24 protein-coding genes are annotated in these 26,504 nt (G+C 69.3%); 16 read left to right on the top strand and 8 right to left on the bottom strand.

Annotated elements, in window-relative coordinates:
- Window positions 1-163: 163 nt before the first annotated feature.
- The 9 genes from ACGFH6_RS40655 (at window position 164) to mmuM (ending at window position 9,753) form a co-directional block, all read left to right on the top strand.
- The gene (locus ACGFH6_RS40655) at window positions 164-442 is read left to right on the top strand and encodes a hypothetical protein (protein ID WP_328526954.1); all 279 of its coding nucleotides are present in this window, start codon (window positions 164-166) and stop codon (window positions 440-442) included.
- A gap of 35 nt (window positions 443-477) precedes the next feature.
- Complete coding sequence (gene glmS, locus ACGFH6_RS40650) at window positions 478-2,298, top strand: glutamine--fructose-6-phosphate transaminase (isomerizing) (RefSeq protein WP_393395820.1); 1,821 nt, start codon at window positions 478-480, stop codon at window positions 2,296-2,298.
- Window positions 2,299-2,409: 111 nt separating this feature from the next.
- Window positions 2,410-3,537 (top strand): mandelate racemase/muconate lactonizing enzyme family protein, encoded by a 1,128-nt coding sequence (locus ACGFH6_RS40645; protein ID WP_393395817.1) that lies wholly within the window; start codon window positions 2,410-2,412, stop codon window positions 3,535-3,537.
- A 65-nt stretch (window positions 3,538-3,602) separates the two neighbouring features.
- Entirely contained in the window at window positions 3,603-4,481 is an 879-nt protein-coding gene (locus tag ACGFH6_RS40640; RefSeq protein WP_393395814.1) for a LysR family transcriptional regulator, read from the top strand.
- A 52-nt stretch (window positions 4,482-4,533) separates the two neighbouring features.
- Window positions 4,534-5,439, top strand: a complete 906-nt coding sequence (kdgD, locus tag ACGFH6_RS40635; RefSeq protein WP_393395811.1) for a 5-dehydro-4-deoxyglucarate dehydratase — start codon at window positions 4,534-4,536, stop codon at window positions 5,437-5,439.
- Window positions 5,436-6,755: an enolase C-terminal domain-like protein gene (locus ACGFH6_RS40630; protein ID WP_393395808.1), complete on the top strand. Its 1,320-nt coding sequence runs from the start codon at window positions 5,436-5,438 to the stop codon at window positions 6,753-6,755. The genes kdgD and ACGFH6_RS40630 overlap by 4 nt, the downstream gene beginning before the upstream one ends.
- A 65-nt stretch (window positions 6,756-6,820) precedes the next feature.
- Window positions 6,821-7,915 (top strand): esterase-like activity of phytase family protein, encoded by a 1,095-nt coding sequence (locus ACGFH6_RS40625; RefSeq protein ID WP_393395805.1) that lies wholly within the window; start codon window positions 6,821-6,823, stop codon window positions 7,913-7,915.
- A gap of 52 nt (window positions 7,916-7,967) precedes the next feature.
- Window positions 7,968-8,891, top strand: a complete 924-nt coding sequence (locus tag ACGFH6_RS40620) for an FAD-dependent oxidoreductase (RefSeq protein WP_393395802.1) — start codon at window positions 7,968-7,970, stop codon at window positions 8,889-8,891.
- The gene (gene mmuM / locus ACGFH6_RS40615; RefSeq protein WP_393395799.1) at window positions 8,875-9,753 is read left to right on the top strand and encodes a homocysteine S-methyltransferase; all 879 of its coding nucleotides are present in this window, start codon (window positions 8,875-8,877) and stop codon (window positions 9,751-9,753) included. Before ACGFH6_RS40620 ends, mmuM begins: the two co-directional genes overlap by 17 nt.
- Here mmuM and ACGFH6_RS40610 read toward each other — a convergent pair.
- The gene (locus ACGFH6_RS40610; RefSeq protein WP_393395796.1) at window positions 9,742-11,118 is read right to left on the bottom strand and encodes a PLP-dependent aminotransferase family protein; all 1,377 of its coding nucleotides are present in this window, start codon (window positions 11,116-11,118) and stop codon (window positions 9,742-9,744) included. The two genes, mmuM and ACGFH6_RS40610, sit on opposite strands and share 12 nt — an antisense overlap.
- Before the next feature lie 203 nt (window positions 11,119-11,321).
- Here ACGFH6_RS40610 and ACGFH6_RS40605 point away from each other — a divergent pair, with 203 nt between their 5' ends.
- From ACGFH6_RS40605 to ACGFH6_RS40595, 3 genes are read left to right on the top strand one after another with little or no spacing between them, the layout of a single operon-like run.
- Window positions 11,322-11,645 (top strand): hypothetical protein, encoded by a 324-nt coding sequence (locus ACGFH6_RS40605; RefSeq protein WP_393395793.1) that lies wholly within the window; start codon window positions 11,322-11,324, stop codon window positions 11,643-11,645.
- The gene (locus tag ACGFH6_RS40600; protein WP_393395790.1) at window positions 11,642-13,900 is read left to right on the top strand and encodes a TOMM precursor leader peptide-binding protein; all 2,259 of its coding nucleotides are present in this window, start codon (window positions 11,642-11,644) and stop codon (window positions 13,898-13,900) included. Before ACGFH6_RS40605 ends, ACGFH6_RS40600 begins: the two co-directional genes overlap by 4 nt.
- 11 nt (window positions 13,901-13,911) lie before the next feature.
- Window positions 13,912-14,700 carry a SagB/ThcOx family dehydrogenase gene (locus ACGFH6_RS40595; protein ID WP_393395787.1) on the top strand — a complete coding sequence of 263 codons (789 nt, stop codon included), beginning with the start codon at window positions 13,912-13,914 and terminating at the stop codon, window positions 14,698-14,700.
- On the opposite strand, the gene ACGFH6_RS40590 is transcribed toward ACGFH6_RS40595, so the two are convergent.
- From ACGFH6_RS40590 to ACGFH6_RS40580, 3 genes are all read right to left on the bottom strand, one after another.
- On the bottom strand, window positions 14,697-17,681 hold the full coding sequence (locus ACGFH6_RS40590) for an AAA family ATPase (RefSeq protein WP_393395784.1): 2,985 nt from the start codon (window positions 17,679-17,681) through the stop codon (window positions 14,697-14,699). The genes ACGFH6_RS40595 and ACGFH6_RS40590 overlap by 4 nt on opposite strands.
- Window positions 17,682-17,767: 86 nt before the next feature.
- Window positions 17,768-18,127, bottom strand: a complete 360-nt coding sequence (locus tag ACGFH6_RS40585) for a hypothetical protein (RefSeq protein ID WP_393395781.1) — start codon at window positions 18,125-18,127, stop codon at window positions 17,768-17,770.
- Between the two features lie 37 nt (window positions 18,128-18,164).
- Window positions 18,165-18,539, bottom strand: coding sequence for a hypothetical protein (locus ACGFH6_RS40580; protein WP_393395778.1), 375 nt, complete (start codon window positions 18,537-18,539; stop codon window positions 18,165-18,167).
- 348 nt (window positions 18,540-18,887) lie between these two features.
- On the opposite strand from ACGFH6_RS40580, the gene ACGFH6_RS40575 reads away from it, so the two are divergent.
- The 3 genes from ACGFH6_RS40575 (at window position 18,888) to ACGFH6_RS40565 (ending at window position 20,386) form a co-directional block, all read left to right on the top strand.
- Window positions 18,888-19,052 (top strand): hypothetical protein, encoded by a 165-nt coding sequence (locus ACGFH6_RS40575; protein WP_393395775.1) that lies wholly within the window; start codon window positions 18,888-18,890, stop codon window positions 19,050-19,052.
- Between the two features lie 156 nt (window positions 19,053-19,208).
- The gene (locus tag ACGFH6_RS40570) at window positions 19,209-19,670 is read left to right on the top strand and encodes a carboxymuconolactone decarboxylase family protein (RefSeq protein ID WP_360440300.1); all 462 of its coding nucleotides are present in this window, start codon (window positions 19,209-19,211) and stop codon (window positions 19,668-19,670) included.
- 8 nt (window positions 19,671-19,678) lie between these two features.
- Window positions 19,679-20,386: an isocitrate lyase/phosphoenolpyruvate mutase family protein gene (locus ACGFH6_RS40565; RefSeq protein WP_393395771.1), complete on the top strand. Its 708-nt coding sequence runs from the start codon at window positions 19,679-19,681 to the stop codon at window positions 20,384-20,386.
- Here ACGFH6_RS40565 and ACGFH6_RS40560 read toward each other — a convergent pair.
- The gene (locus tag ACGFH6_RS40560) at window positions 20,375-22,258 is read right to left on the bottom strand and encodes a hypothetical protein (protein WP_393395768.1); all 1,884 of its coding nucleotides are present in this window, start codon (window positions 22,256-22,258) and stop codon (window positions 20,375-20,377) included. The two genes, ACGFH6_RS40565 and ACGFH6_RS40560, sit on opposite strands and share 12 nt — an antisense overlap.
- An 84-nt stretch (window positions 22,259-22,342) precedes the next feature.
- Between ACGFH6_RS40560 and ACGFH6_RS40555 the strand changes: the two genes are divergently transcribed.
- Entirely contained in the window at window positions 22,343-22,828 is a 486-nt protein-coding gene (locus ACGFH6_RS40555; RefSeq protein ID WP_393395765.1) for a pyridoxamine 5'-phosphate oxidase family protein, read from the top strand.
- On the opposite strand, the gene ACGFH6_RS40550 is transcribed toward ACGFH6_RS40555, so the two are convergent.
- The 3 genes from ACGFH6_RS40550 to ACGFH6_RS40540 are packed head-to-tail and all read right to left on the bottom strand — an operon-like array spanning window position 22,829 to window position 26,479.
- Entirely contained in the window at window positions 22,829-23,647 is an 819-nt protein-coding gene (locus ACGFH6_RS40550) for a M55 family metallopeptidase (protein ID WP_393395763.1), read from the bottom strand. It abuts the gene before it with no gap.
- Between the two features lie 9 nt (window positions 23,648-23,656).
- Window positions 23,657-24,481 carry an aldo/keto reductase gene (locus tag ACGFH6_RS40545; protein WP_393395760.1) on the bottom strand — a complete coding sequence of 275 codons (825 nt, stop codon included), beginning with the start codon at window positions 24,479-24,481 and terminating at the stop codon, window positions 23,657-23,659.
- Between the two features lie 18 nt (window positions 24,482-24,499).
- The gene (locus tag ACGFH6_RS40540) at window positions 24,500-26,479 is read right to left on the bottom strand and encodes a protein meaA (RefSeq protein WP_393395758.1); all 1,980 of its coding nucleotides are present in this window, start codon (window positions 26,477-26,479) and stop codon (window positions 24,500-24,502) included.
- Between the last annotated feature and the right edge of the window lie 25 nt (window positions 26,480-26,504).

Here is a 26,504-nt window from a genome sequence, read left to right as displayed (position 1 = left end):
CAGCCCCGAGAGTCGTCCCGGTACAGTGCCAGTCCTACGCCGCAGGACACGTGCCAGCAAGGTCCTGGAGCAGGTCACCAGAGACTGATCAGGAAGTCATATTTGCCCGATTTCGGGCAGATCCTTTGCGCTGGCCCCGAAAACGCTGCAAGGTTGACGGGTGATCAGTGAGGCGGCGGTGGGGCCCGTGGACGAGCTGGCCGAGCAGGTCAGCCGGACCACCGGGCTGTCGGCGGACGACGCGCGGCGCGTCGTGGCCGACGTACTGGCCTATTTCACCGAGACCACCGAGGAGTACGTCCGGCGCCGGCACCGGGAGCTGCAGACCTACGGCGCCCGCAACGACGAGATCTTCGCCCGGCTCGGTACCGAGCTCCGGCACTGGCCGGTGCGCTCCCCCGAACTCTCAGCCCGCCAGCTGCGACGGATCGTCTACGGCTGAGCGGTGAGCAACCAACCTTCGAAAGGCACCAACACATGTGCGGAATCGTCGGGTACGTCGGCACCAAGCCGGCCGCGCCCATCCTGGTGGACGGACTGGCACGGCTGGAGTATCGCGGCTACGACTCGGCAGGTGTCGCGGTCCTGGGGTCCAGCGAGCTGAAGGTGCACAAGGACGCCGGCCGCGTCCGTGAGCTGGAGGCGTCGCTGCCGAAGCGGTTCGGCGGCAAGCTCGGCATCGGCCACACCCGGTGGGCCACGCACGGCGGCCCGAGCAAGGACAACGCGCACCCGCACGCCAGCGGCAACGAGCGGATCGCCGTCGTCCACAACGGCATCTTCGACAACGCCGGCGCGCTGCGGGCCCAGCTGGAGGAAGCCGGCGTCAAGCTGCGCTCGGAGACCGACACCGAGGTGCTCGCGCACCTGATCGAGCAGTCCGAGGGCACCACCCTCGAGGACAAGGTGATGGCCGCCCTGCGCCGGATCGAGGGCACCTACGGCATCGCCGTGATCGACCTGGACTTCCCCGACCGGATCGTGGTCGCCCGCAACGGCAGCCCGCTGATCCTCGGCATCGGCGACGGCGAGATGCACGTCGCCTCCGACGCGGCCGCCCTGATCCGCTACACCCGTCAGGTCGTCTACCTGGACGACGGCGAGCTGGCCACCGTCCGCGCCGACGGCTACCGCACCTTCACCCAGGACGCCGCGCCCACCACCAAGACCGCCAAGACGGTCGAGTGGGAGGCCGACGAGTACGAGCGCGGCCTGCACGAGCACTTCATGATGAAGGAGATCCACGAGCAGCCGGACGCGGTCGGCCGGGCCATCCGCGGCCGTCTCGACGAGCGCTTCCACACCGTCCACCTGGGCGGCCTGAACATGGACGCCCGCGAGGCCCGGGAGATCAAGCGGGTCAAGATCCTCGGCTGCGGCTCGGCGTACTACGCCGGGCAGATGGGCGCGCAGTTCATCGAGGAGGTCGCCCGGATCCCCGCCGACGCCGAGCCGGCCTCGGAGTTCCGCTACCGCAACCCGGTCGTCGAGCGCGACACCCTCTACATCGCGGTCAGCCAGTCCGGCGAGACGCTGGACACCCTGGTCGCCGTCCAGGAGCTGAAGCGCAAGGGCGGCCGCGTGATCGGCCTGGTCAACGCGGTCGGGTCCAGCATCGCCCGCGAGGTCGACGGCGGCGTCTACCTGCACGCCGGCCCGGAGGTCTCGGTTGCCTCGACCAAGGCGCTGACCAACATGGCGGTCGCGTTCGCGATGCTCGGCATCCACCTCGGCCGGATCCGCGACGTCTCCCCCGCCGACGGCCGTCGGCTGATCGAGGGCCTGAAGAAGCTGCCCGAGCACATCCAGTCGATCGTGGCCCAGGAGGAGGACCTGGCCAAGATCGCCGGCCGGCTCGCCCAGCACGAGAGCCTGTTCTTCGTCGGCCGGACCCGCGGCTATCCGGTCGCCCGCGAGGGTGCGCAGAAGCTGAAGGAGATCTCCTACCGGCACGCCGAGGCCTACCAGACGTCGGAGCTGAAGCACGGCCCGCTCGCGCTGATCTCGCCGGACGTCCCGAGCGTCGCGATCGTGCCGGACGACGAACTGGTCGACCGCAACATCGGCGCGCTGCACGAGATCGCCGCCCGGTCCGGCCCGCTGTACGTCGTCACGCACGCGACCGTCGACGTACCGGACGGGGTCGCCGCGAAGATCGTCGTACCGAAGAACGAGCCGGAGCTGGACCCGATCCTGCTCACCATCCCGCTGCAGATCCTGGCGTACTACGCGGCCGTCGCGCTCGGCCACGACGTCGACAAGCCGCGCAACCTGGCCAAGTCCGTCACGGTCGAGTAGTCCCGGACCGCCACGCCATCACAATCGCGCCACACCGGCCCCCGCCACGCTGAGCGTGGCGGGGGCCGATTCGTTGTGATGGCGTGGCGGTCCGGCCCCTACGATGAGTCGATGCCGAGCGACCTGATCCGCCATGTCCGTCTCTCGTCCGTCGTTCTCCCGCTGGACCGCCCGGTCAGTGATGCCAAAGTCCTGACCGGGCGGCAGCGGCCGATGACGGAGATCGTGTTCCTGTTCGCGGAGATCGCGACCGCGCAGGACCAGCACGGGATCGGGTTCAGCTACTCCAAGCGGGCCGGCGGACCGGCGCAGTACGCGCACGCCAAGGAGATCGCGGCGAGCCTGATCGGCGAGGACCCGTCGGACATCGGCAAGGTGTACGACAAGTTGCTCTGGGCCGGCGCGTCGGTCGGACGGTCCGGGGTGGCGACGCAGGCGATCGCGGCGATCGACATCGCGCTGTGGGACCTGAAGGCGAAGCGGGCCGGGCTTCCGTTGGCCAAGCTGCTCGGCGCACACCGCGACTCGGTGCGCGCGTACAACACCTCCGGCGGATTCCTGCACGCGCCGATCGAGGAGGTCAAGGAGCGCGCGTCGAAGTCGCTCGCAGACGGGATCGGCGGGATCAAGCTCAAGGTCGGTCAGCCGGACACCCGGATCGACCTGGAGCGGGTCCGCGCCGTCCGCGAGCACCTGGGCGACGGCGTACCGCTGATGGTGGACGCGAACCAGCAGTGGGACCGGCCGACGGCGCTGCGGTTCGGGCGGGTGCTCGAGCAGTTCGACCTGGTCTGGATCGAGGAGCCGCTCGACGCGTACGACGCCGAGGGACACGCTGAGTTGGCCGCGGCGCTGGACACGCCGATCGCGACCGGGGAGATGCTGTCGAGCGTCGGCGAACACGTCCGGCTGATCGAGGCCCGGGCTGCCGACATCATCCAGCCGGACGCGCCACGGATCGGCGGCATCACGCCGTTCCTCAAGCTGGCCACGCTGGCGGATCACCACGGCCTCCAACTGGCGCCGCACTTCGCGATGGAGATCCACCTCCACCTGGCCGCCGCCTACCCGCGCGAGCCGTGGGTCGAGCACTTCGAGTGGCTGAACCCGTTGTTCAACGAGCGTCTCGAGACGTTGGACGGCCGCATGCTCGTGCCGGATCGCCCCGGGCTCGGCTTCACCACCAGCGAGCAGTGCGCCGCGTGGACCGTCGACACGTGCGAGTTCGGTACCCGCTGAGCCGGCACCGGGGAATGATGCCTTCACAGGGCCGATCCGGCGCCGAGTGATACCTTCCGGGAATCATGTTCTCGCTCGACCAGCTGAGCGCCTTCGTCGCCGTCGCCGAGGAACTCCACTTCGGCCGCGCCGCCGAGCGGCTGAACATGACCCAGCCGCCGCTGAGCCGCCAGGTCCAGAAGCTCGAGCGTGCCGTGGGGGTGCGACTGCTCGAGCGGGACAACCGCCGGGTGGAGCTCACCGAGGCCGGGCAGGCGTTCCTGACCGAGGCTCGTCGGCTGCTGGCGCTGGTCGAGACGGCCGGCGATCTGGCCCGCCGGGTCGACCAGGGTGCGGCCGGCACGCTGCGCCTCGGTTTCACCGCTGTCTCGGCGATCCGCACCCTCGGCCCGTTCCTGCGCCGGATGTCGGAGGAACTGCCGGACGTCGACGTGATCCTGCACGAGCGCGTCACTCCGGCGCAGATCGACGGCCTGCTGCGCGGCGAACTGGATCTCGGCCTCGGCCGGCCGCCCTTCGACACCCGCCGGCTCGACTCCCGCGTCGTGTTCCGCGAACCACTGTGTGCCGTTGTGCCGAGCAACCATCGGCTCGCGACCCTGGACCGCCCGCTGACCCAGGCCGACTTCGCCGACGAGCCGGTGATCAGCTACTCCCCCACCCAGGCGCGCTACTTCCACGAACTGACGGTCCGATTCCTCGCCGACTCCCGTCCCCGGATCGAGCAGCACGTCCAGCAGATCCTGACCGTCGTCCTCCTGGTCGCGGCCGGTCGCGGCGTTGCGCTGGTTCCCGCTTCGGCGCGCAGCCTCGGGGTCGACGGCGTGACGTACCGCGAGGTCGGCGTACCGGGTGAGCCGGTCGAACTGCACGCGATCTGGAACCGCGACTCCGCCAGCCCGGTGCTGCAGCGAGTGCTCACGATGCTTCCAGAGCATCGATAGATCCAACATCGATCTTGGACAGGTATCCACACTGGTTCCTAGGCTGACCGGCATGAACCCTGCCGAACTCGCGGCTCAGCTCAAGACCGGGCTGCTGTCGTTCCCGGTGACGCACTTCACCCCGGATCTGAGCTTCGACGAGTCCGGCTATCGCGAGCACCTGTCCTGGCTCAGTCAGTACGACGTCGCCGGGTTGTTCGCCGCCGGCGGCACCGGTGAGGGCTTCTCGCTGACGCCCGCCGAGATCGACACAGTCGTCCGCGCGGCAGTGTCCGAGGTGAACGGCAAGCTCCCGGTGATCGCGCCTGCGACCGGCGGTACGGCGACCGCGATCGCGCAAGCCCAGGCCGCGGAGGCCGCCGGTGCCAATGGAGTCCTGCTGCTGCCGCCGTACCTGACCGAGGCGGGTCAGCAGGGGCTGATCGAACATGTGTCGGCCGTCTGCCGCAGTACGAGTCTCGGCATCACCGTCTACAGCCGGGCGAACGCGATCCTCACCGACGTGTCCGTCGCGGAGCTTGCCGACCGCAACGAAAACCTCGTCTGCCTGAAGGACGGCGTCGGCAACATCGAGATGATGACCCGCACGTACGCCCGGGTCGGCGACCGGCTCACCTACATCGGCGGCCTGCCGACGGCCGAGACGTTCGCGCTGCCGCTGCTGCAGCTCGGCGTCAGCACGTACTCCTCGGCGATCTTCAACTTCGTGCCCGAGTTCGCACTCGGCTTCTACGCCGACGTCCTGGCGCAGGACCGCGAGAGCGTCTACCGCAAGCTGAACGAGTTCGTCCTGCCCTACCTGGACATCCGGGACCGGATGAAGGGGTACGCCGTCTCGATCGTCAAGGCCGGCGTGACCGCGATCGGCCGATCCGCGGGACCGGTGCGTCCACCGCTGCAGGACCTGAGCGAGGACGAGCTGGCTCAGCTCACCGCGTTGATCGGCAGGATCAAGTGACGCCGACGATCACCTCGGTCGAGGTCGTGCCGGTCGCCGGGTACGACAGCATGCTGCTGAACCTGAGCGGCGCGCACGGACCGTACTTCACCCGGAACGTCGTGATCGTGACCGACAGCTCGGGCAATACCGGCCTCGGCGAGGTCCCGGGTGGCGACAAGATCGCGTCGACGATCCGTGCGGCCGCCGACTTCGCACTCGGTCAGGAACTGGCGCAGTACCGCCAACTCCTCCGACGCGTGGCCCGGACCTTCGCCGACCGCGATGCTGGTGGCCGGGGGCAACAGACCTTCGATCTCCGTACGACGGTCCACGCGGTGACCGGCCTCGAATCGGCACTGCTCGATCTGTTGGGGCAGCATCTCGGCGTGCCTGTGGCCGAGCTGCTGGGTGACGGGCAGCAGCGCTCTGCCGTGCCGGTCCTTGGTTACCTCTTCTATGTCGGCGACGCCGGACGAACCGATCTTCCGTACCTGACTGACTCCGGCGAGGATCGGTGGTCGAAGCTGCGGCGGCAGCCGGCGTTGACACCCGATGCGGTGGTGGCGCTGGCCGAGGCGGCGCAGGAGCGGTACGGATTCGCGGACTTCAAGCTGAAGGGTGGCGTGTTCGACGGGCCCGTCGAGCTCGAGGCTGTGCGCGCGTTGGCCGCACGGTTCCCGTCGGCCCGGATCACGATCGACCCGAATGGCGCCTGGCCGGTGCGGGACGCGATCGCGTGGTGCTCGGGCATGGACGACGTACTGGCGTACGTCGAGGATCCGGTCGGCGCGGAGCCGGGGTTCTCGGGGCGCGAGACGATGGCGGAGTTCAAGCGCGCGACCGGGCTGCCGACGGCGACGAACATGATCGCGACCGACTGGCGCGAGCTCGCGCACGCCATCCGGGTCGATGCGGTCGACATTCCGCTGGCCGATCCGCACTTCTGGACGATGGCCGGGTCGGTGCGGGTCGCGCAGTTGTCCACGGACTTCGGGCTGACCTGGGGGTCGCACTCGAACAACCACTTCGACATCTCGCTGGCGATGTTCACCCACGTCGGCGCTGCGGCACCGGGCGACATCACCGCTCTGGACACGCATTGGATCTGGCAGGACGGGCAGGCACTGACCAAGGAACCGTTGCGGATCGAGAACGGGTCGATCGCCGTACCGACGAAGCCTGGGCTCGGTGTCGAGTTGGACCGCGATGCGCTTGCCGCCGCGCACGAGTTGCACCAGCAAAATGGCCTCGGAGCACGCGACGACGCGATCGCGATGCAGTACTTGGTCGACGGCTGGGTGTTCGATCCGAAGCGCCCCTGTCTGGTGCGGTGATGTTCACCTGATGTTGTGCGCGATAGGTTTCGATCGGTGCTGACGTCCCGATCAAGGAGCCTTGAATGCGCTGGCAGAAGCCGCTCGCCGCAGCAGTTGTCCTGACCGCCCTGACCACGACGCTGACGGCGTCGGCGACGCCGGGCAAGCATCCCAGCGGTGGTGGTTCCTGCTCACCGGACGCGCGGTTCCTCGGCTTCAGCGATGCGCTGGACAAGACGACGTTCGACGGCCAGCCGGTCGCCGGGTTGTCGGCGCTGAACGTGACCGGCCCGCACAGCGCGACGGCTCTGGTGGACAACGTCGGGACCACGCCGGCCCGGGTGTTCCAGCTCAAGACCAACAGCAAGCCGACGGCGGTCAGCGTCGACGGGATGACGATCCTGCGCCGCCCGGACGGTACGCCGTACACGGGTGCGGACTTCGACGGCGAGGGCCTGGTCGTCGAGCGGGGCGACCGGACCATCCTGGCCACGTCCGAGCGCGAGCCGTCGATCCGCCGCTTCCGGCTGTCCGACGGCAAGGAGACCGCGTCGCTGCCGGTGCCGTCACGCTTCCAGGTCGCGCCGGCCGGTGAGGCGACGAGCAACGCGACGTTCGAGTCGCTCGCGGTCAGCCGTGACGGGCTGTCGCTGTTCGCCGGCATGGAGGGCCCGCTCGCGTCCGACGGCATTGACGCCGACGGCAGCACGCGCAACCGCATCCTTCGGTACGCTGGGTTCCCGGGCCATGACTACCGGGTCGCCGCGCAGTACGCCTACAAGCCCGACCCGGGTCTCGCGCTGGTCGAGCTCGCCTGGGTGAACCGGGACGAACTGGTGTCGATGGAGCGCACGTTCACGCCGGGGGTGGGCAACACGATCCGGGTGTTCACCGTGTCATTGCGCCGGGCCGTCGACGTGTCGAAGCAGGCGTCGCTGGCGGATGCGCCCGAGAAGGTCTTCCTGCAGAAGAAACTGCTGTTCGACCTGGTGAACTGCCCGCCGTCCGGCGCGGTCGCCAAGCAGCCGCAGCCGAACCCGCTGCTGGACAACGTCGAGGCGCTCGCCCTCGGCGGCAACCTGCCCGGCGGCAAGCGGCAGCTGTACCTGCTGTCCGACGACAACAACGGCGCTACCCAGGTCACCCGGTTCTACTCACTGGCTGTCGACCTGCACTGACGTCACCCTGCATCACATGGCGTGATGCGTACTCCCGGGTCACAATGTGTGAATGCGCGTGATCGTGGTGGGTGCGGGCGTGATCGGGCTGACCTGTGCCGTCCGGCTCGCCGAGGGTGGGTACGACGTGGCCGTGTTCGCCCGCGACCTGCCGCTGGAGACGACGTCGGCTGTGGCCGCGGCGATCTGGTACCCGTACCTGTCGGCTCCCGAGGACCGCGTCGCCGCTTGGTCCAGGACGGCGTACGAGGAGTTCTCCAAGCTGGCGGAGCTCGAGCCGTCGGTGCGGATGCGGCGCGGGCGCGAGTTCCTGGTGGAGCGGAAGTCGGATCCACGCTGGGCCGACGTCCTGCCTGACCTGGCCCGGGTGTCGCCGCCGGCCGGGTTCGAGGACGGCTGGTCGTTCACGACGGCGGTGATCGAGATGCCGGCGTACCTGGAGTCGCTCGTCAAGCGGCTGGACCAGGCCGGCGGAACGCTCACCCGCGCGGCGTTGCCGGCCTTGCCGACGACCGCCGATGTGGTCGTCAACTGTGCCGGCCTCGGTGCCCGGCTGACCGCGAGCGACCCGACCGTGACGCCGGTGCGGGGGCAGGTGATGACGGTCGAGCAGTGTGGCCTGACCGAGTGGCTCGTGGCCGATCGGTCGCCTTCGGAGTTGACGTACGTCGTACCGCGGGAGCATGACGTGGTGGTCGGCGGGACCAGTCAGCCCAACGACTGGAACCTCGCGGTCGATCAGGCGACCGCGGACCAGATGCTGGAGCGGGCGGCCGAACTGGTCCCCCAGTTGCGCAAGGCAAAGATCATCCGGCATCGGGTCGGACTGCGGCCGGCCCGGCCGGCGATCCGGTGCGAGCTGGTCCGGACGCGGACGGGTGAGCCGGTGATCCACTGCTACGGGCATGGTGGTTCCGGGGTCACGCTGTCCTGGGGTTGCGCGGACGAGGTCTTCGAGCTTGTCCAGGGAATCTGACCGGCCGATCATCCTCGACGGCGGTCTGTCGAACGCCCTGGAAGATCGTGGGCACGACCTGTCGGACGCGTTGTGGTCTGCGCGGCTGCTGAAGGACGCGCCGGCCGAGATCGCGGCGGTGCATCGGGCGTACTACGACGCCGGGGCGATGGTGGCGACGACGGCCAGCTATCAGGCCAGCGTGGTCGGCTTCGAGCGCGCCGGGGTGCCGCGATCCGAGGCCGAGCGACTGATCGCGAGCAGTGTGCGGATCGCCCGCGACGTGCGCGACTCGTTCACCGACGGACGGCGCCGGCTGGTCGCCGCGTCGGTCGGGCCGTACGGCGCGATGCTCGCGGACGGATCGGAGTACCGCGGCCGGTATGGCGTGAGTGCGGCCACGCTCCGCGACTTCCACGGGCCACGGATGGAGCTGCTGATCAGTGCTGAGCCGGACCTGCTGGCGGTCGAAACCATCCCGGACGCGGACGAAGCCCAGGTACTCGTCGAGCTGCTCGCCGAGCTCGACTTTCCGGCGTGGTTCTCCTACTCGATCTCCGGGAGTCACACGCGCGCCGGCCAACCTCTCACGGACGCCTTCGCGATCGCTGCGATCGACCAAGTGATTGCCGTCGGCATCAACTGCTGTACCCCCGATGACGTCCAGCCCGCGGTCGAGACAGGCGTCGCGGTCACCGGCAAGCCGGCCGTCGCCTACCCGAACTCCGGCGAGTCCTGGGACGCCACCGCCCGCCAATGGACGGGCCGCCGCAGAACCCCTCTTGCCTCAGCATGGTTCGCCGCCGGGGCGGCGTACATCGGTGGATGCTGCCGGGTCGGACCCGACGACATCCGTGCGCTGGTGGACGTTCTAGACGCCTAGGACCTGGCAGAGGAGGTCGAGGGCGCCGGGGTAGGCGTGGTCGGGTGGGGTGCCGTAGCCGACAATGACCGCTTGGCGGGTGGCCGGGGTCGGGTCGAAGTGGTAGCTGCTCAGGGTGGTGAGACCCAGGCCCTGGCGGGCGGCCCGGGCGACCATGTCCTCCGCGTCGCCGGGGACCTCGAGGAGGACGTGCATGCCGGCCGAGATGCCGGCGACCTTGACGTTCGGCGCGCGGACGGCGAGCAGTTCGACCAGGCGGTCCCGGCGCCGGCGGTAATGCAGCCGGGACCGCCGGACGTGCCGGTCGTAGTGGCCGGAGGCAATGAACTCCGCGAGGGTGAGCTGCTCCAGGGTCGCGGTCTGGAAGTCGGCCGTCCGCTTGGCCGCGACCACTGGCTCGATCAACCGATGCGGCAACACCATCCACGCGAGCCGCAGCCCCGGCGCGAGGCTCTTGCTCGCCGTCCCCGTGTACACGACCCGCTCCGGGTCCAGCGCCTGCAACGCCCCCACCGCCTGCCGGTCGTACCGGAACTCACCGTCGTAATCGTCCTCGATCAGCACTCCCCCGGAGTCCCGCGCCCACTCGACCGCCGCAGTACGACGCTCCGGCGCAAGCGGCACGCCCGTCGGCATCTGGTGCGCCGGTGTGAGCAGTGCACCGTCACCAGTCAGCTGTGAAACCTGCGCACCGAGCTCGTCGACCGGGACCGGCACAGGCGTGAGGCCCCGCGACCGGATCACGTCCAGGTGTAAGGCGTACCCGAACTCCTCCACGGACACGGTCGTCCCGCCGAGGTTCCGCAGTACTTCGCAGAGCAGGCTCACGCCCTGCACGTAGCCGGCGCAGATCAGGATCCGTTCGGGATCGGCGCGGACGCCGCGGGCGCGGGCGAGGTAGTCGGCGAGCGTCCGGCGCAGTTCGATCCGGCCGCGCGGATCGCCCAGGCCGAAGGCCTCGTTGGGTGCCGCGGTCAACGCCTTCCGCGCGGCGGTCAGCCACTCACCGCGCGGGAACGTCGAGACATCAGGTGCGCCGGGGGTCAGGTCGTAGCGGTATGCCCTTGCTGAGGGCAACGACACGTTAGGAGCCGGCGGAGTGCTGGCACGGTTGGCGACCACTGTGCCGGAGCCTTGTCGGGCGGTCAGCCAGCCCTCGGCAACGAGTTGACCGTAGGCGTCGGCAACGGTGTTGCGGGCAATGCCGAGATCCTTCGCCAGCGATCGCGACGACGGCAGCCGCGTGCCGGCCGGCAACCGCCCGCTCCGGATCGATGCATGCAACGCTTGAACCAGATCGTTCCGGCCCCGTGACGCCGCCAGGTCCAGATGCAGGTCAGCACCGGCAGCCCCTCGATCCTCCATGCTCTGGACCTTATGCCTCGACCGAATCGGTCAGCCACGCGAACCACCGGGGAGCCGCACCCCTTGAGGCCTGCTGCCGCCGGGACGATACTCGAAAGATCGGCTGTGACCGGCCGATTCGTGGTGGGGGCCGCCGCAGACACAACGGGGCGCAGGGGGATCACGTGGCGTCACCTCGCCGTTCATGCTCGGAGGGGGAAGCGATGCCAGGTCAGGAGGAGTACGACGAGCTCCAGGGCAGGATCGTCAAGCTGGAGCAACAACTGACGACGCGGTCCGTGTCGGATATCCAGGACATCACCGCGGACGAGTTCCGCATCTATATCAAGGTCCGCGACATCTTGTCGGCGCTGTTGGGCGGCGGCACCGGCTGCGCCCCGGGCAGGTTCGGCCCAGGCGTCGACACCGGCGGCACAGGCTGCGCCCCGGGCGGGTTCAGCCCCGGCGAGGACACCGGCGGCTCCGGCTGCGCCCCGGGCGGGTTCGGTGCCGGTGCCGTCGGGCGCTTCGGAGACCTCGGCGGATGACCTCGAGGCGGCCAGGCCGGGGACCGTACATCACGTCCGTCCCTGGCCTGGACGTCGTCGACGTCGACTCCTCGAACGGGACGCGTGAGGACGGTCGCGGTACCGGTGGCGACGTCGTACTCAGCACGCCGTCTGCGACGTTGCGACTCGAGGGCGGGGTCGCGCGGGTGGTGCGGGACAGGATCCTGCCGGCGCTCGCACAGCCGCTCAGCCGTGCGGACCTCCTCGACAAGTTGTCCGATCTGCCGGCACTCGAGGTCGATCGACTGATCGGCTCACTGCTCGATTCTGGGGTCTTGATGGAGAAGGGCGCGGCGCCGGACTGGCTGTACGCGGTGCCTTCGTCCGACCACGAACTGCTCGCCAGGCGGTTGGCCACGGTGCGGGTTGTTGTGGTCGGGCAGGTGGAGGTTCTTGCGGGCGCCGGGATCCCAGGCCTGATTCGAGCGCCGTACCCGTCTCGTCGCGACGAACTGCCTGCCTTGATGGCGGGTGCGGATCTCGTCGTCGCGGCTGGTGATGGCTCGCTGCCGGTGCTGCATCAGTGGATCAACGCGGTCGGCCTGGAGCTCGGCGTACCGACGTTGCATGCGGAAGTGCAGAGCGCCCGGGCGACGGTCGGTCCGCTGGTGCTGCCCGACGGCGGGCCGTGTTACATGTGCTGGCGGATGCGGGCGCTGTCATGTGCGGACGACTTCGGTGCGGCGATGGCACTCGAGGAGGCGCTCGATGGTCGCCGGTTCGTGGACGCCGCGGCGAGGCCAGTGCTCCCGGCACTTCTGCCCATGGTTACCGGCGCGCTGATGACCGAGATGTTCGCGTTGACGCTGTCGATCGCGGCACCGCGGCTGACCGCCAACGTGCTCACACTCGATGGGCTCGTAGGTGGCGAGGAGTTGCATCCGCTGGTGCCGCACCCGGATTGCCCGGCATGCGCCAAGAAGGGACGTCGGCCGGTGGAGGCTGAGACAACGGACTTCGAGAGCATCGCCGGGCGCGTGGTCGACTCGCTGTGCGGTGTGGTCCGCAGACTCGTTCCCTTCCCGAAGGACGTCGAGGAACCGGAGCGGCCGTACGTCGTCCAGGCCGAACTGGCCAACGCTCGCTTCCGCAGCGACGGCGATCCGTTCGTCGTCTGCTCCGGCAAGGGCTGGACCCGGCGGCAGGCGCGCGACAGCGCTCTCGGTGAGGCTCTCGAACGGCACGCCGCCATGACGTGGCGACCTGAGCGCACGATCACTTCGACGTACGCCGGGTTGGACCGGCCGGGCCTGCATCCGCGGGACCTGGTGCTGTTCGCGGATCATCAGTACGAGACACTGCCGTTCCAGCCGTGGCGGCCGGAGACCGCACTCGAGTGGGTGCCGGCACAGTCGATGGCGACCGGCGATGAGGTCTGGATTCCCTTGCTGGCAACGCATCTGGGCTATCGGCCGCCGCCGGAGGCCGGGCTGTTTCCGACCACGTCGAACGGCTTCGCGGCCGGGCCGGACCGGGACGGCGCCACGCTGCGCGCCTTGCTCGAGGTGATCGAGCGGGACGCGTTCATGATCGCGTGGTCGCATCGGCTGCCCGGGCGCTGCGTGGCAGCGACCGACGTACCGGACGACCAGACCCGCGGGATCGCCGCGACGCATGCGCGGCGTGGGATCGAGATCGTGGTGCACCTGTTGCCGACCGACACGATGGCGGCCGTTGCCCTTGCGGTCGCGTGGTCAGAGCGGACTCCGGTCGCGGTTGTCGGACTCGGAGCAGGGATGGACCCGGTCGCCGCCGCCCGGTCCGCGGTCCTCGAAGTCGGGCAGGCGCGACCGCTACTGCGCGCCCGCCTCCGCCAACCGGAGGTCCGGGCGCGGATGGCCGAGTTGGTTGCCACGCCGGCGAAGGTCGCGAGTCTGGGCGACCACAGCCTGCTGTACGCCGGCTCGGCCGCTGGTGGGATGCGCTTCCTCCGCGACGCTCCGCGTCAGGCGTGGCCGGACGCCGCGTCACCCGGGCCCGCCGACCTGGCAGTGCTGATCAAGTCGCTGGCCGAGGTCGCGGGCGACGTACTCGCCGTGGATGTCACGACGCCGGACGTCGCCGCACTCGGGGTGCGGGTGGTGCGTGGGCTGGTCCCGGGCTTCGTGCCGATCTGGTTCGGTGCCAACCAGGCACGGCTCGGTGGGCGGCGACTGCTGGAGATGCCAGGGCGGATCGGGCTGCGGCAGGCGCGGCTGGACGAACTGAACCTCGACCCGCATCCGATGGCGTGAGGACGAAGGCGATGACTGCTTTCCGCACCGCTCAGCCGCTGGCCTGGGCCTTCCACCGTGGTACTGCACGCCGGCGATCCGACAACCCGCAGGTGCTCCAGCCGCGGCCGGAGCCGGGGCGTGAGGACCCGTCGGCTCCGTGGATCCGGTTGCCGCCGAGCTTGCGGGTCGCCGCGCCGCTGACCGATCTGGTGCGCGGACGGGTGTCCTGCCGCGTGTTCCGCGACGAGCCGATCGGTTTCGCGGAACTGGCCACCCTGCTGCGGTCCGGGTACGGCGTCACTGGCGCGACCGACGACAGCACCCTGCTTGACCGGGCGGTGCCGTCCGGCGGCGGGCTCTATCCGCTGGAGGTGAGCCTGCTGGTGCGCTCGATGGACGGCCTACCGGCCGGGATCTACCACTACGTTCCCCTCGCGGACGGTCTGGAGCGGGTGCGTGGCGAAGCGGTACCCGCCCCGCTCATCCGCTACCTGTTCCTGGGCCAGCCGTGGGCCGCCGAGGCGGCCGTCATCCTTGTGTTCTCGGCCGTCTGCCGACGCAGCCTGGGCAAGTACGGCGACCGCGGCTACCGCTACCTGTTGCTGGAGGCAGGGCACGCGGCACAGAACGTCGTACTCACGGCGACCGGGCTCGGGCTCGGCTCGGTCAACCTCGGCGGCTTCTTCGACGACGAACTGTCCGGGCTGCTGCGCCTCGACATCGAGTCCGAGATCGTCTTGTACGGAGTGGCCGTCGGCCATCCGGCGCCCGGCAACCGCAACGCCCGCCGAGGCCTCGACCGGCTGACGGGCGGCTAGTCGGCGTCGGTGGATGATTGGCGAAGCCTGATGGCGAGGGCAGCCACCTCGCGACGTGACGTCGTTCCGGTCTTGTGCAGCAGGTTCGACACATGCACGCTGACCGTCTTCTCGCTGATGAACAGCGACTGCGCGATCTCGGCGTACGTCCGGTTCGCCACGAGGTGGGCGAGCACCTCCTGCTCCCGCTTGGTCAAGGACCGGAAGGGTGCCGCGGGTTCGTCGTCCGTCGGCGCCGATGGCTCGTCGAGCCGGATCTTGCCGAGGCCGGCCAGCGTCTCCACCTGCTGCCGCAGGGGAATCGCGCCGACTTCGACGGCAAAGTGGTGCGCCGACCTCAGCGGTACGGCGACGACGGCCCGGCCAGCTCTCTCGGCGAGCAGCGCCTGTGCCCACCGCCAGGACGCGACGGCTTCCTCCCACCGAAGTCCCGCGGCACCGCAGCGGCGTGCAGCGTCCTCCCAGGCACCTGAGGTCGGCGACTTCGCCACGCATCGTGCCACCTCGGCGGTGAACAGCGCCCGCATCGCCGGCTGGATCAGATCCTCGGAGGTGATGACTTCGAAAGGCGGCGGCGACAGCCGTGCGCGCAAGGCCACAAAGTCATCGAGTTGTGCGCGCGTCTTCCGGAGGCTTCTGCCGTCGCGCCGGTCTCGAGCGGACTCCGCCAGATCGGCAGCCGCGCGTGCACCCCACATCAGCATCTCGTCCGCGTCGCGGGGATCGGCGATGTGGGTCGTTAGCGTGCGCGAGAGCAGGTCGAGAGCCGCCTCCGCGTGCCCCGTCGCGAGCAGGTACTCGGCCAGCACGGGCGGCGCAACCAGCCCGAGGCGCTCCTCCAGCGCCGGGATCAACTCGTTGGCCCGCTGCAGGTGCATGCCCGCTACGTCCAGGTTCCCCTGGCGGATCGCCAACGACGCCGCGCTCAGCCGAACCATCGCGCTGGGGCTCGGTAGGCAAGCCAAGGCGAGCCCCTGCCGGGTGACGTCGCTGCTCTCGGCGAAGCGTCCGAGGATCAACAGGTCCTTCGCCAGGACGCCGGCCGCGAAGACCGCCGACGACAGCGCCCCGACGTCGAGCGCGAACCGGAGGAACTCCGTTGCCGGCTCGACGCATTCGGCGACACCACCGCGCTGGAGCAAGTAGTTGCGTCGGGCCACGAGTGTCCGCCACAGCACATCCGGATCGCCGGTCTTCCAGGCCGAGCGCAACGCCGTCGCAGTGTCCGCATCCGAACGCTCGTTGCGCAGATCCGCGCATCCGCGGGCCGCGTAGGCGAGGCTGAGTGCCGCACTGGATCCGACGCGCTCCGCGGCCACGACCGCCTCCTCGGCATGTTTCCGCGCCGGCTCGGTCTCGTTGTTCCAGGCTTGCCGCCAACTGAGGCCGGCCAGGGCTTCGGCGTACTCCGCGCTGTCGGGATACGGCCGGCTCAGCTCGACCGCTCGCCTGGCCTCGGCGATCGCCTCGTCGCTCAGCCTGCCGGTTGCCCAGGCCGAGTCGGCCCATCGCCGTCGAAGCCTGCTGGCGCGCAGCGGGTCGGTCCGCTCGTCCACGAGTTCGAGTGCGCGGCTCCACGCCGCGAAGCTCGCCTCGCCTTCACCGACCAGTTCGTTCGCTCGCGCGACGCGCTCCAGCAGGTCGCCTTCATCCGCCCGGCCGGCTGAGTCGGGACCGTGCACCGTCGACCACAGGCGGGCCGCCCGGCGGAGATGGATCGCCTCCTCGCGCCGCGAGACGATCCCGTTCGCGAGGGCGGCCGCACGCAGCGACGCCTCCAGACAGGATTCCAGGTCATGCGCGCCCTCGTAGTGCAGAGCCAGGTCGCCTTGCCGCTGGACCTCGTCGGGACCGGTGGCGGTGCTGGACTCGAGCGTCTTGGCCCAGGCGGCGTGCACGGACTCCGCCTCGCCCGGCACGAAGGTCGCGTACAGCACCTCCGCCAGCAGCGGGTGCCGGAACCAGCACCTGTCCGTACCCTGCGCGACGCAGATCCCGGTGTCGGTTGCCTCGACCAGCGCGTTCGTCACGGCCTCGGGGCCGATCCCACGCGTCGCCGCGACCTCCCGCAGGTTGTCGATCGACGTCGGCCGTCCGGCCACCGCGAGAGCCCGCATGACTTCACGACCCGGCGCTGACAGCCGGTGCCAGGCGGCAAGCAGGGCCTCCCTCAGTTCCGCCGGCAGATCGGCGGGCAACTCCTCGTCGCCCACGGTGATCCCCTCCAGGAGCAGCTCACTGAGATACGGATTGCCGTCGGACCGTCGGACGACGTCGTCCACCAGGCGATGGTGCGGGTGATCGCCCAGCAACAGCGCGAGCTGCTGCTCGGTCTCGTCCCAGGTCATCCGGTCCAGCCGCAGGCCGGTCACCGACGGCATCCGCCGGAGGTCGGCGAGCCAGCTGTGGATCGGATCACCGGTGCCGAGCTCCTCGTCCCGGTAGGTGGTCAGAATCGCCAGCTGCTGGCCACGGAACCCGGCGATCAGATACGAGAGCGCATCGCGGGACGCGAGGTCGGCCCACTGCACGTCGTCGATGACGAGAACCGTCGGTCGATGCGAAGCGATCGCCATCACGAGTGCATCGACCACGGACAGGAGCCGGATCGCGCTGCTGGAGGTGTACGCGTTCAGTGACGGCAAGAGCCCGCCCGCAGCGGGGACATCGGCGAGTACGTCGGCCAGCTCGCGGGGATCGGCCGACTCCGCCCAACCTTCCAGTGCGCTGATCAGCGGACCGTACGGCGAGTCCACCGCGCCGAAGCGAACGCACCGGCCCCACAGGACCGCCACGCCGCGGGCCGCGGCCTCGTCGGCGGCGACTCGGACCAAGCGAGTCTTGCCCACGCCCGCCTCCCCGTGTACGAACACCGCACACGGCCGTCCTTCGGCAGCCGCCCGGATCGCCGTTCCGAGGATCCTTCGTTCTTCGGCCCGACCGGCGATTCGGGGTGAGCGCAAGACCCCCGCCCCTCCCACAACCCCCAGTCTGCGCCTGTGACGCCGGGCTGTCGCTGTAAATAGCCCTGCGCACGATCAACGTGGATCAATGTGTGTGCACACGATCACTGCGACTGCCCGGCCGGGTTCGGCGTTCTCCGGGTCTCCGGATGCAGGTCGAAAACCACCCGCGCCGGTGCCACCGGGTCGTACTTGACCGGGACCCGCTGCCCGGCGTACGGGACCTGGCCAGGTAGTGGGTATCGAACATCGTTGCGAATCAGCGAGGTTCCCACCGGGAAGCGCACCAGCAAGAACGTGCGGTCGCCGGCCCGCAGTACCGAGAGCACCTCGGCGTCCACCTGGCGCCAGTTCGCGGACTCGAGTTCGAGGTCGTCGAGCCCGGGGTCGGGCTGGCTGATCAGGGCCAGAAGCCCTGCCCCCACAACCAGCCCGACGCTTGTCAGCACTGCGATCGTCCACATCGGCTGTGCCTCGTCCCGCGGAATCCGGACAGCCTGGTCAGCCGGCCAGCGCGTGGCGACGCCGGTACAGCCACATGCCGCCGAAGGCGATGGCCGCACCACCGAGTGCGGAGGCACCAGCCTGCAGGGCCTCGACACCGTTGTCGTCCGACAGACTCTGCGCCGCCACGGTCTTCACAGCAGGCACTTCGTAGGCCGGGTCGTAGTTCGGGTAGTTGTACTCCGGACCGGTGGTCTCGGATCCCGGGTAGCCGGTGCCTTCGTCCGGCCAGTCAGGCGGGGCCGCTGGGCCGGCCTGAGACACCGACGTGGAGGCGGGCTCCTTCGGGATGGCGGACGCTTGCGGGGTGGTGAGAACGACTGTGCCCATCGCAAGTGCGGACAGTGCGAGGACGGTGTACTTGCGGTTCATGATTCCTCCGTGAATTCGGCGGCGGCAGGATCGCCGCTCTTCCTTCACAGTCGGCCTCAGCACCCCCCGGCCACATCGGGGGCAACCCCTCAGAAACGCAGTGCTACCCCTCAGATTCGGCGAGGTTGCCACCACGGAAGCGATCCTCGACAGGATCGTCGACCGGGTCTTCGGCCAGATCGACCTGCTGGCGACCGACGGCGACTGGCGCGCGGAGCTGCGCCGGCGTGCGGATGACCGGCAGGGAGGGCTTTCCGGTCTGGACAGGCGTAGGGTGAGGGCAGTTCCGGAATCGACGACATCGCACTCCAGGGTGCCGGCCACACCGGCCCTCCCGTAGGGGACGCCATGTCCAAGGTCAATCAGCGCAGCACGCCCGAACCCACAGCCGAGGGCAGGCCGCCGTCCGCCGTCGACAACCTGTCGAAGCCGTTGCCGGTGCGGGCGCCTCGCTCGCGGACGGCCTGGGTCCGTCGGCTCCTGCACCGCGGCAAGCCTGACGCTTCGTCCTGACGCTTCGTCCTGACCCTTCGTCCTGACGCTGAACCGGATCCACGCCCGGGACATGGTCGCCAAGCTCACCGACGCCACGGAGTGACGTCATTGGCCCCTCGATCTGCCCAGGAAGTGGACCAGCGACCTGGGCCGGTGCGGGCCTACGTTGGTGGCATGAGCACAACGACGCGGCGGGTGAAGCTCGCCAATCTGGTTCCCGACTTCTACCAGGCGATGATCGCGCTGGACGCGGTCTCCGACGCCGGCATCGATCCGAAGCTGGCGAACCTGATCCGGATCCGTGCCTCCCAGCTGAACGGGTGCTCCTACTGCACCGACATGCACTCGCTCGACCTCCTGCACCTCGGTGACGACCAGCAGCGGATCTCGCTGCTGCCGGTCTGGCGGGAGGCGCGCAAGTTCTACACCGAGGAGGAGCAGGCCGCGCTGGCGCTGACCGAGGCGATCACGCTGATCAGCGTCGACCACGTCCCGGACGAGGTCTACGACCTGGCCGCGAACGTGTTCGGCGAGAAGGACCTGGCACAGTTGATCGCATTGATCATCACGATCAACATGTGGACCCGGGTCGGGGTGACCGGAAGGATGGAGCCCGGCCACTACAAGCCGAGCTGAGCCGCGAGATGACATCGGGAGCTGAGAGGTTCCGGGCCTTGCATCACGGCGGTACGCCGCTGATCCTGCCGAACGCCTGGGATCCGGTGGGTGCCAAGATCATGGCCGAGGCAGGCTTTCCCGCGGTCGCGACCAGTAGCGGCGCGGTCGCTCGCGTCCTCGGGTACGACGATGGTCAGCTGACCCCACCGACGGACATGTTCACCGCGGTCGCCCAGATCGCGCGGGCGGTCGACATACCGGTGACCGCTGATCTGGAGGCCGGCTACGGCCTGGCGCCGAAGGAGTTCGTCGAGCGCGTGCTCGACACCGGTGCAGTCGGCTGCAACCTGGAGGACTCGGTGGACCGCGTGCTCACCGACCCGGCCCGGCAGGCCGACTACCTGGCCGAGGTCCGCGCCGCCGCGGGCGCGGACCTGGTGATCAACGCACGGGTCGATGTGTTCGTCCGTGGCGGTGGAGTGGCCGATGCCATCGCCCGCGGCCGGGCGTACCGCCGCGCCGGCGCCGACTGCGTCTATCCGATCATGGCCCCGACCGACGTCCTGGCCGAGGTCGTCGAAGGCATCGGCGGCCCGATCAACGCCCACGCCGCGATCGGCGGGCCGGCTCCGGCCGAGCTGATCGCCGCCGGCGCCCACCGCATCTCCTACGGCACCAGCATCCACAACCACCTGATGAACAGCCTGCGCGAACTGCTGCCCTCACTCACGTAGGGCCCTGAGTGCGTAGACCAAAGCCCAGTCCTGGTCGTTGGCCAAGGGGTCCGCGACATGGGCGGGCTGTCCGTTGACGCAGCTCGGGTACACGAAGGCGCAGGTCGCCGAGCCGTCCGGTGAGAAGTTGATCAGGTTCGCGCGCAGGATCGAGTCCGTCGCGGCGTCCAGCCAGGCCGCCGTCGACGGCTCGACCAGTTCCCGCGGCCAAGCGGCGTACACGGCCGCACTCAGCACCGACCAGTAGTGCGGGAAGACGTCGCCCCACAACCGCAGCCGTCCGAACCAGTACCCGTCCCAGTGCCGGATCGCCACCTGCCGCAGGCGTACGTCGGGCTGATCGGCGGCGAACGCGGTCAGCCACGGCAACCGCCGACTCAGCTCCGCGCCGTCGATCTCGTCAGGCGCCATCCGGTAGGCCGCCACGAGCAACTCGAGCAAGGGCGCGACCATCGACTGCTCATAGTTGACCTCGTGCGGCGGCAGCTCATCGCCGTACTCGATGAACTGCCGTGCATGCCGGATGAGGTGATCGCGCATCCCGAGTTCGCTCAGCAGCGGACCGAGGTCGAAGGCGAGGAAGTGATCCCCGCCGAGTTCGTAGTACCGGTCGAGAATGCGCGCGGCACCGGTCCGATCACCCTGCCCGAGCAGGAACCTCGCGAACCACGGGAAGTTGTACAGCCGCACGCGATCCTGATGGATGCTGTCGTCCTGGACCGTGCCGTTCTCATCCACCACGTGCTCGCGGACAAACCGCTCGTACCCGGCCAAAGCCTCGTCCAACTCGGCCCGATCACCCCAGCCGCGATCACGGACCTCCTGCAGCAGGAGTGCCATCCCGATCCGTTCGCGCGCATCGGACCAGTCCGCCCACGCACCTGACAACACAGTGAGCCCACTGTCGTTGTCGTACGGCACAAACGCGTACTGGCGACTGTCCGCAAGCTCCGGCCGACGCTGCCGCTCGAGGACGAACCGCACCCGCTGCTCGGCGATCTCGCGCAGCGGCTGATGGAACAGTACGGCGATCCGCGCCGTCCGCTTGCCGTCCGTCGCCTCGACATGCACCAGACCGGGCTTGTCGCTCGTGACCTCACTCAGGCCGTCTCCGGTGAGCTGGATCGTCTCCCCCACCTCGGCGGTCAGCCGGTCCGCGCCGATGAGCGGCTGCCGATCCGCATGGAATCCGGGCAGGTCGTCGTACCAGGCCAGCTGCCAGGTCCACCGGTACGACGCTCCCGGGGCGAGCGTGATAGGCGGCTGACCCCCCATCGCGTGCGGCGCGCGAGCGTGGTCGGTCGGGTGGAGGTAGATGTGGCCGCGAACGTTGCTGCTCGTCCCCGGCTCGCGTGACTCCACCGAGTAGGCCCACAGCTCGCCCTCCTTCAGTTGCAGACCGAGCCCGGGACCGCTGCCGTCCATCGGCACCGCCCACACCCACGCATCGGCGCCACCGGTCCACACATGCGCATGCACAGCGCCCGCCAGGCTCTCCTGGCTCGAGCGATAGATGTCCCGGTACGGCGTACTGATCGCGATCGACCCGACCGTCGTCGGCTCGGCCCCGGCGTTGCGGAGTTCGTAGGTCTCCGTCCACTGGTCGCCGAAGCGGCGGCCGACACGCAGTTCCAGCTCACCCAACTGGTAGAGCAGGTCGAGCCCGGTCTGCCGCCAGCGCACGAGCGCCGGGTTGTCGAAGCGGTGGCTGCCACGGTCCGTGATCACGAAACCCTTGCCCCACGCGTGCAGGCTGTCGTGCACGGGACCGGGATCGAGCAGGACCCGCCGTCCGTCCGGGTGGACGACCTGCTCGACCGCCCCGTCGTCGGCGACCTGGACCGTGCCCGCACCGAATGCGAAGATTTCCACGATTTCCCAACCTATCGATGTCGAGCGAACCGCATCGGCTTCGTCCCCCTGATGAGAACACCTCCGAAGGGAAGGACCCGCATCATGACCAAGGACGAGATCGCAGCGGTACTGGCCAAGCCCTACGCGCAGGAACTGATCACCGGCCCCGAGCCGGCCCGGTTCGCCTACGACGGACTCGACGGCGACCCCAGAGTGATTCCGATCGGCTTCTGGCTCGAGGGCGAGAAGATCCTGATGGCCACCGTGCCGAAGTCGGCGAAGGTCGCGGCGCTGCGGAAGAACCCGAAGGTCGCGCTCACCATCGACACGGGAGCCTTCCCGCCGAAGGTTCTGCTGATCCGCGGTACCGCCGAGGTCGAGCTGGTGCCCGGCGTCCCGGAAGGCTACCTGCAGGCCGGGCACAAGGTGACGACCGACGAGCAGTACCCGGACTGGGAGGCCGGAGTGAAGGGTCTGTACGACGAGATGGTCGTCATCACCGTCACCCCGACCTGGGCCAAGCTCCTCGACTTCGAGACCACCATCCCCAAGGCGGTCGAGGACCTGATCAAGGAGAAGTCGTCGTGATCACTCGCTGACGCCCCGGCTCAGCATCACCGCGGCGATGAAGGTGCGGAACAGCCGCAGCGGATCGTCATTGCGCAGGGCAACGACCTTCTCGTCACGTCGCTCGACGCCGCGAAGTTCGCACGCCAGCTCCGCCAGCGCGCGGTTGTGGTACCGGATGGTCAGCTCGGCCGGCAGCGTGATGGTCGGCAGCCGAAAGTCGGCCAACCGGTCCAGTGCGCGCTGTGTGCCGTCCCGGATCAGCTCACGGGCGGTCTCCGGGTGCATGGACAGGGCGGCGTTGTGCGAGACCGACTCCTTGACGACGACCGACTCGATGTCCGGGCAGAACGGCTGCGCCTCGTCGATGGTCACCCGGTCGCCCGAGATGAGTACGACGGGAACCCCATGGGCGAGCGCCACCAGTGCGTTCACTCCGGCCTCGCCGGCGATCTCACCGTTGAGGCGTACTTCGGCGATGGCCCTGGGGTTGTACGTGTGGAACAGCACCGACGACGTGGAGTCGGCCGACCCGTGGTACGAGATGAACAAGGCCGCGTCGAAGGAGTCGTCGAGGCCTTCCATCATGTACAGCGGCTTGTGCCGCCCGGACAGGTAGCCGGCCCGGCCGTGGAGCTCGTCCGGGCGGAGATTCTGCATCGTCGAGTGTGAGTCGTTGACCAGGAACTCGGTCGCGCCGGCGGCCAGGGCGCCGTCGATCGCGGCGTTGACCTCCGCCTGAAGCTGTCCGCGGTAGTACTCGTACTCCTGAGCAGGACCGCGGACCTGCCCCCAGTCGACGACCCCGGCAGTACCTTCCATGTCAGTGGACAGGAACACCTTCAAGGGTCAGGACCACCACTTCTGGCCCAGCGCCTCGTCGGTGCGGCCAGTGGAGTCGAGGGCGTCCAACGCGGCGACGGCCTCGTCGTCGAGTTCGAAGTCGAAGACGGCGAAGTTCTCCTCGATGCGCTCCCGATGGGTGGACTTGGGGATGACCGACGTCCCCTTCTGGACCGCCCACCTGATCAGGACCTGTGCCGGTGTGTGGTCGGTGGCAGCCGCGATCCGCGCGACCACGGGGTCGCCGAGGTGGCGGCCGGTTCCCAGCGGACTGTACGCCTGGGCGACGATACCGGCGTCCTCGCACGCGGCAACCAGGGCAGCGCGGTACTCGAACGGGCTGAACTGGATCTGGTTCACGGCCGGCTGGATCTGGCTCGTCTTCAGCAGCTCCTGGATCTCCGCGGCGCTGAAGTTCGAGATGCCGATGCCCTTGGTCAGGCCGGCTTCCACGGCCGCTTCCATCCCGGGCCAGGCCCACGTCGGCCCGCTCTGCGGCCAGTGGATCAGGTAGAGGTCGAGGTAGTCGGTGCCGAGCCGTTCCAGGCTCTTCTCCGCCTCGGCCCGCGGGTCCTTGTTGCCTGGGTAGAACTTCGTGGTGAGGAAGATGTCCTCCCGCGGGACGCCGCTGTTGCGGATCGCCCGCCCCACACTCGCTTCGTTCCGGTACGCCTGAGCCGTGTCGATCAGTCGGTAGCCCATCTCGAGGGCCCACTCGACCGCCCGCTCCGTCTCCGGCCCGTCGGCCGCCTGCCAAACCCCGAGCCCGAACACCGGAATCGCCCCACCGTTGGAGAGCGTAAGAGTCGCCTGAGCACTGTTCGCCGTCATGTACTCCTTCTACCACGCCTACAGTTTGTGGGCGTGGCGGATCACCTCGACGACGTCGGCCATCATGCCGGTGAGGTCGTAGTCCTTCGGGGTGTAGACGGCGGCTACGCCGGCCGACCGGAGTTCCCGGGCGTCGGCGTCAGGGACGATGCCGCCGACAACGACCGGTACGTCGTCGAGGCCGGCCGCGCGCAGACCGGACACGACCGCCGGGACGAGTTCCATGTGTGAGCCGGACAGGATCGAGAGGCCGACGCAGTGGACGTCCTCGGCGACCGCGGCGGCGACGATCTGTCCGGGCGTCAGCCGGATGCCCTGGTAGATAACCTCGAAGCCGACGTCGCGGGCGCGGACGGCGACCTGTTCGGCGCCGTTCGAGTGACCGTCCAGGCCGGGCTTCCCGACCAGGAAGCGCAGGCGGCCGCCGAGCTCCTCCGACGTGGCGGCGACCTTCTCGCGTACGGCGGCGATCGCTTCACCGCCACCGGAGACGCCGACCGATCCGGTGACCCCGGTCGGGGCGCGGTACTCGCCGTACATCTCCCGCAGGACCCCGGCCCACTCCCCTGTCGTCACGCCGGCGCGGGCGCATTCGAGAGTGACGGGCATGAGGTTGTCGGTGGTCTTCGCGACAGTGCGCAGCTTGGCCAGAGCAGCGTCGACAGCTGCCCCGTCACGGCTGGCGCGCCACTCGCGCAAGGACGACAGCGCTGCGCTCTCCGCAGCGGGATCAACGGTCTGGATCGCAGTGTCCAGGTCCGCGGTCAGCGGGGACGGTTCGGTGTTCTCGAACTTGTTCACGCCGACGACGACCTGCTCGCCCGACTCGATCCGCTGCCAGCGTTCGGCGTGCGATGCGACCAGCGCCTGCTTCAGGTAGCCGCTCTCGACCGCTGCGACCGCACCACCCATCGCCTGCACGCGATCGATCTCCTCGCGAGCACCGTCGACCAACTCAGAAACCTTGGCCTCGATCACGTGCGATCCGTCGAAGATGTCGTCGTACTCCAGCAGGTCGGACTCGTACGCCAGGACCTGCTGCATCCGCAGCGACCACTGCTGGTCCCACGGCCGCGGCAGGCCGAGCGCCTCGTTCCAGGCCGGCAACTGGACCGCACGGGCGCGGGCGTTCTTCGACAGCGTGACGCCGAGCATCTCGAGCACGATCCGCTGGACGTTGTTCTCCGGCTGCGCCTCGGTCAGGCCGAGCGAGTTCACCTGGACGCCGTACCGCAACCGCCGGGCCTTCGCGTCCGTCACGCCGTACCGGTTGAGAGTCAGGTCGTCCCAGAGCCGGACGAACGCGCGCATCTTGCAGGTCTCCTCGACGAAGCGCACCCCGGCGTTCACGAAGAACGAGATCCGCTGGACCACGTCGCCGAACCGCTCCGGCGGCACCTGGCCCGCGTCCCGGACCCGATCCAGTACGGCGATCGCCGTCGACAACGCGAACGCGAGCTCCTGCACCGGCGTCGCGCCGGCCTCCTGCAGGTGATAGCTGCAGATGTTGATCGGGTTCCACTTCGGGATGTTGGCGACCGTGTAGGCGATCACGTCGGTGGTCAGCCGCAGCGACGCCTCCGGCGGGAACGCGTACGTGCCACGGGACAGGTACTCCTTGACGATGTCGTTCTGCGTCGTCCCGGTCAGCTCGTCGGGCAGCGCGCCCTGCTCCTGGGCGGCCACCTGGTACAGCGCGAGCAACCACATCGCCGGCGCGTTGATCGTCATCGAGGTGTTCATCTGTGCGAGCGGGATCTGGTCGAACAGCGCCCGTACGTCGCCCAGGTGCGCGATCGGTACGCCGACCTTGCCTACCTCGCCCTTGGCCAGCGGGTGATCCGCGTCGTACCCGGTCTGGGTCGGGAGGTCGAACGCGACCGACAGACCGGTCTGGCCCTTGGCCAGGTTCCGCCGGAACAACGCGTTCGACTCGGCAGCGGACGAGTGGCCCGCGTACGTCCGCATCACCCACGGTCGATCCTTCTCGGTCGCCATGTACCCGAGAGTAGGACTCTGTTCC

Origin of the sequence: Kribbella sp. NPDC049227, from assembly GCF_043197265.1 — a bacterium.
GTDB lineage: Bacteria > Actinomycetota > Actinomycetes > Propionibacteriales > Kribbellaceae > Kribbella.
The sequence above is the reverse complement of the archived record's forward strand: the minus strand, read 5'-3'. Positions and strand labels throughout refer to the sequence as shown.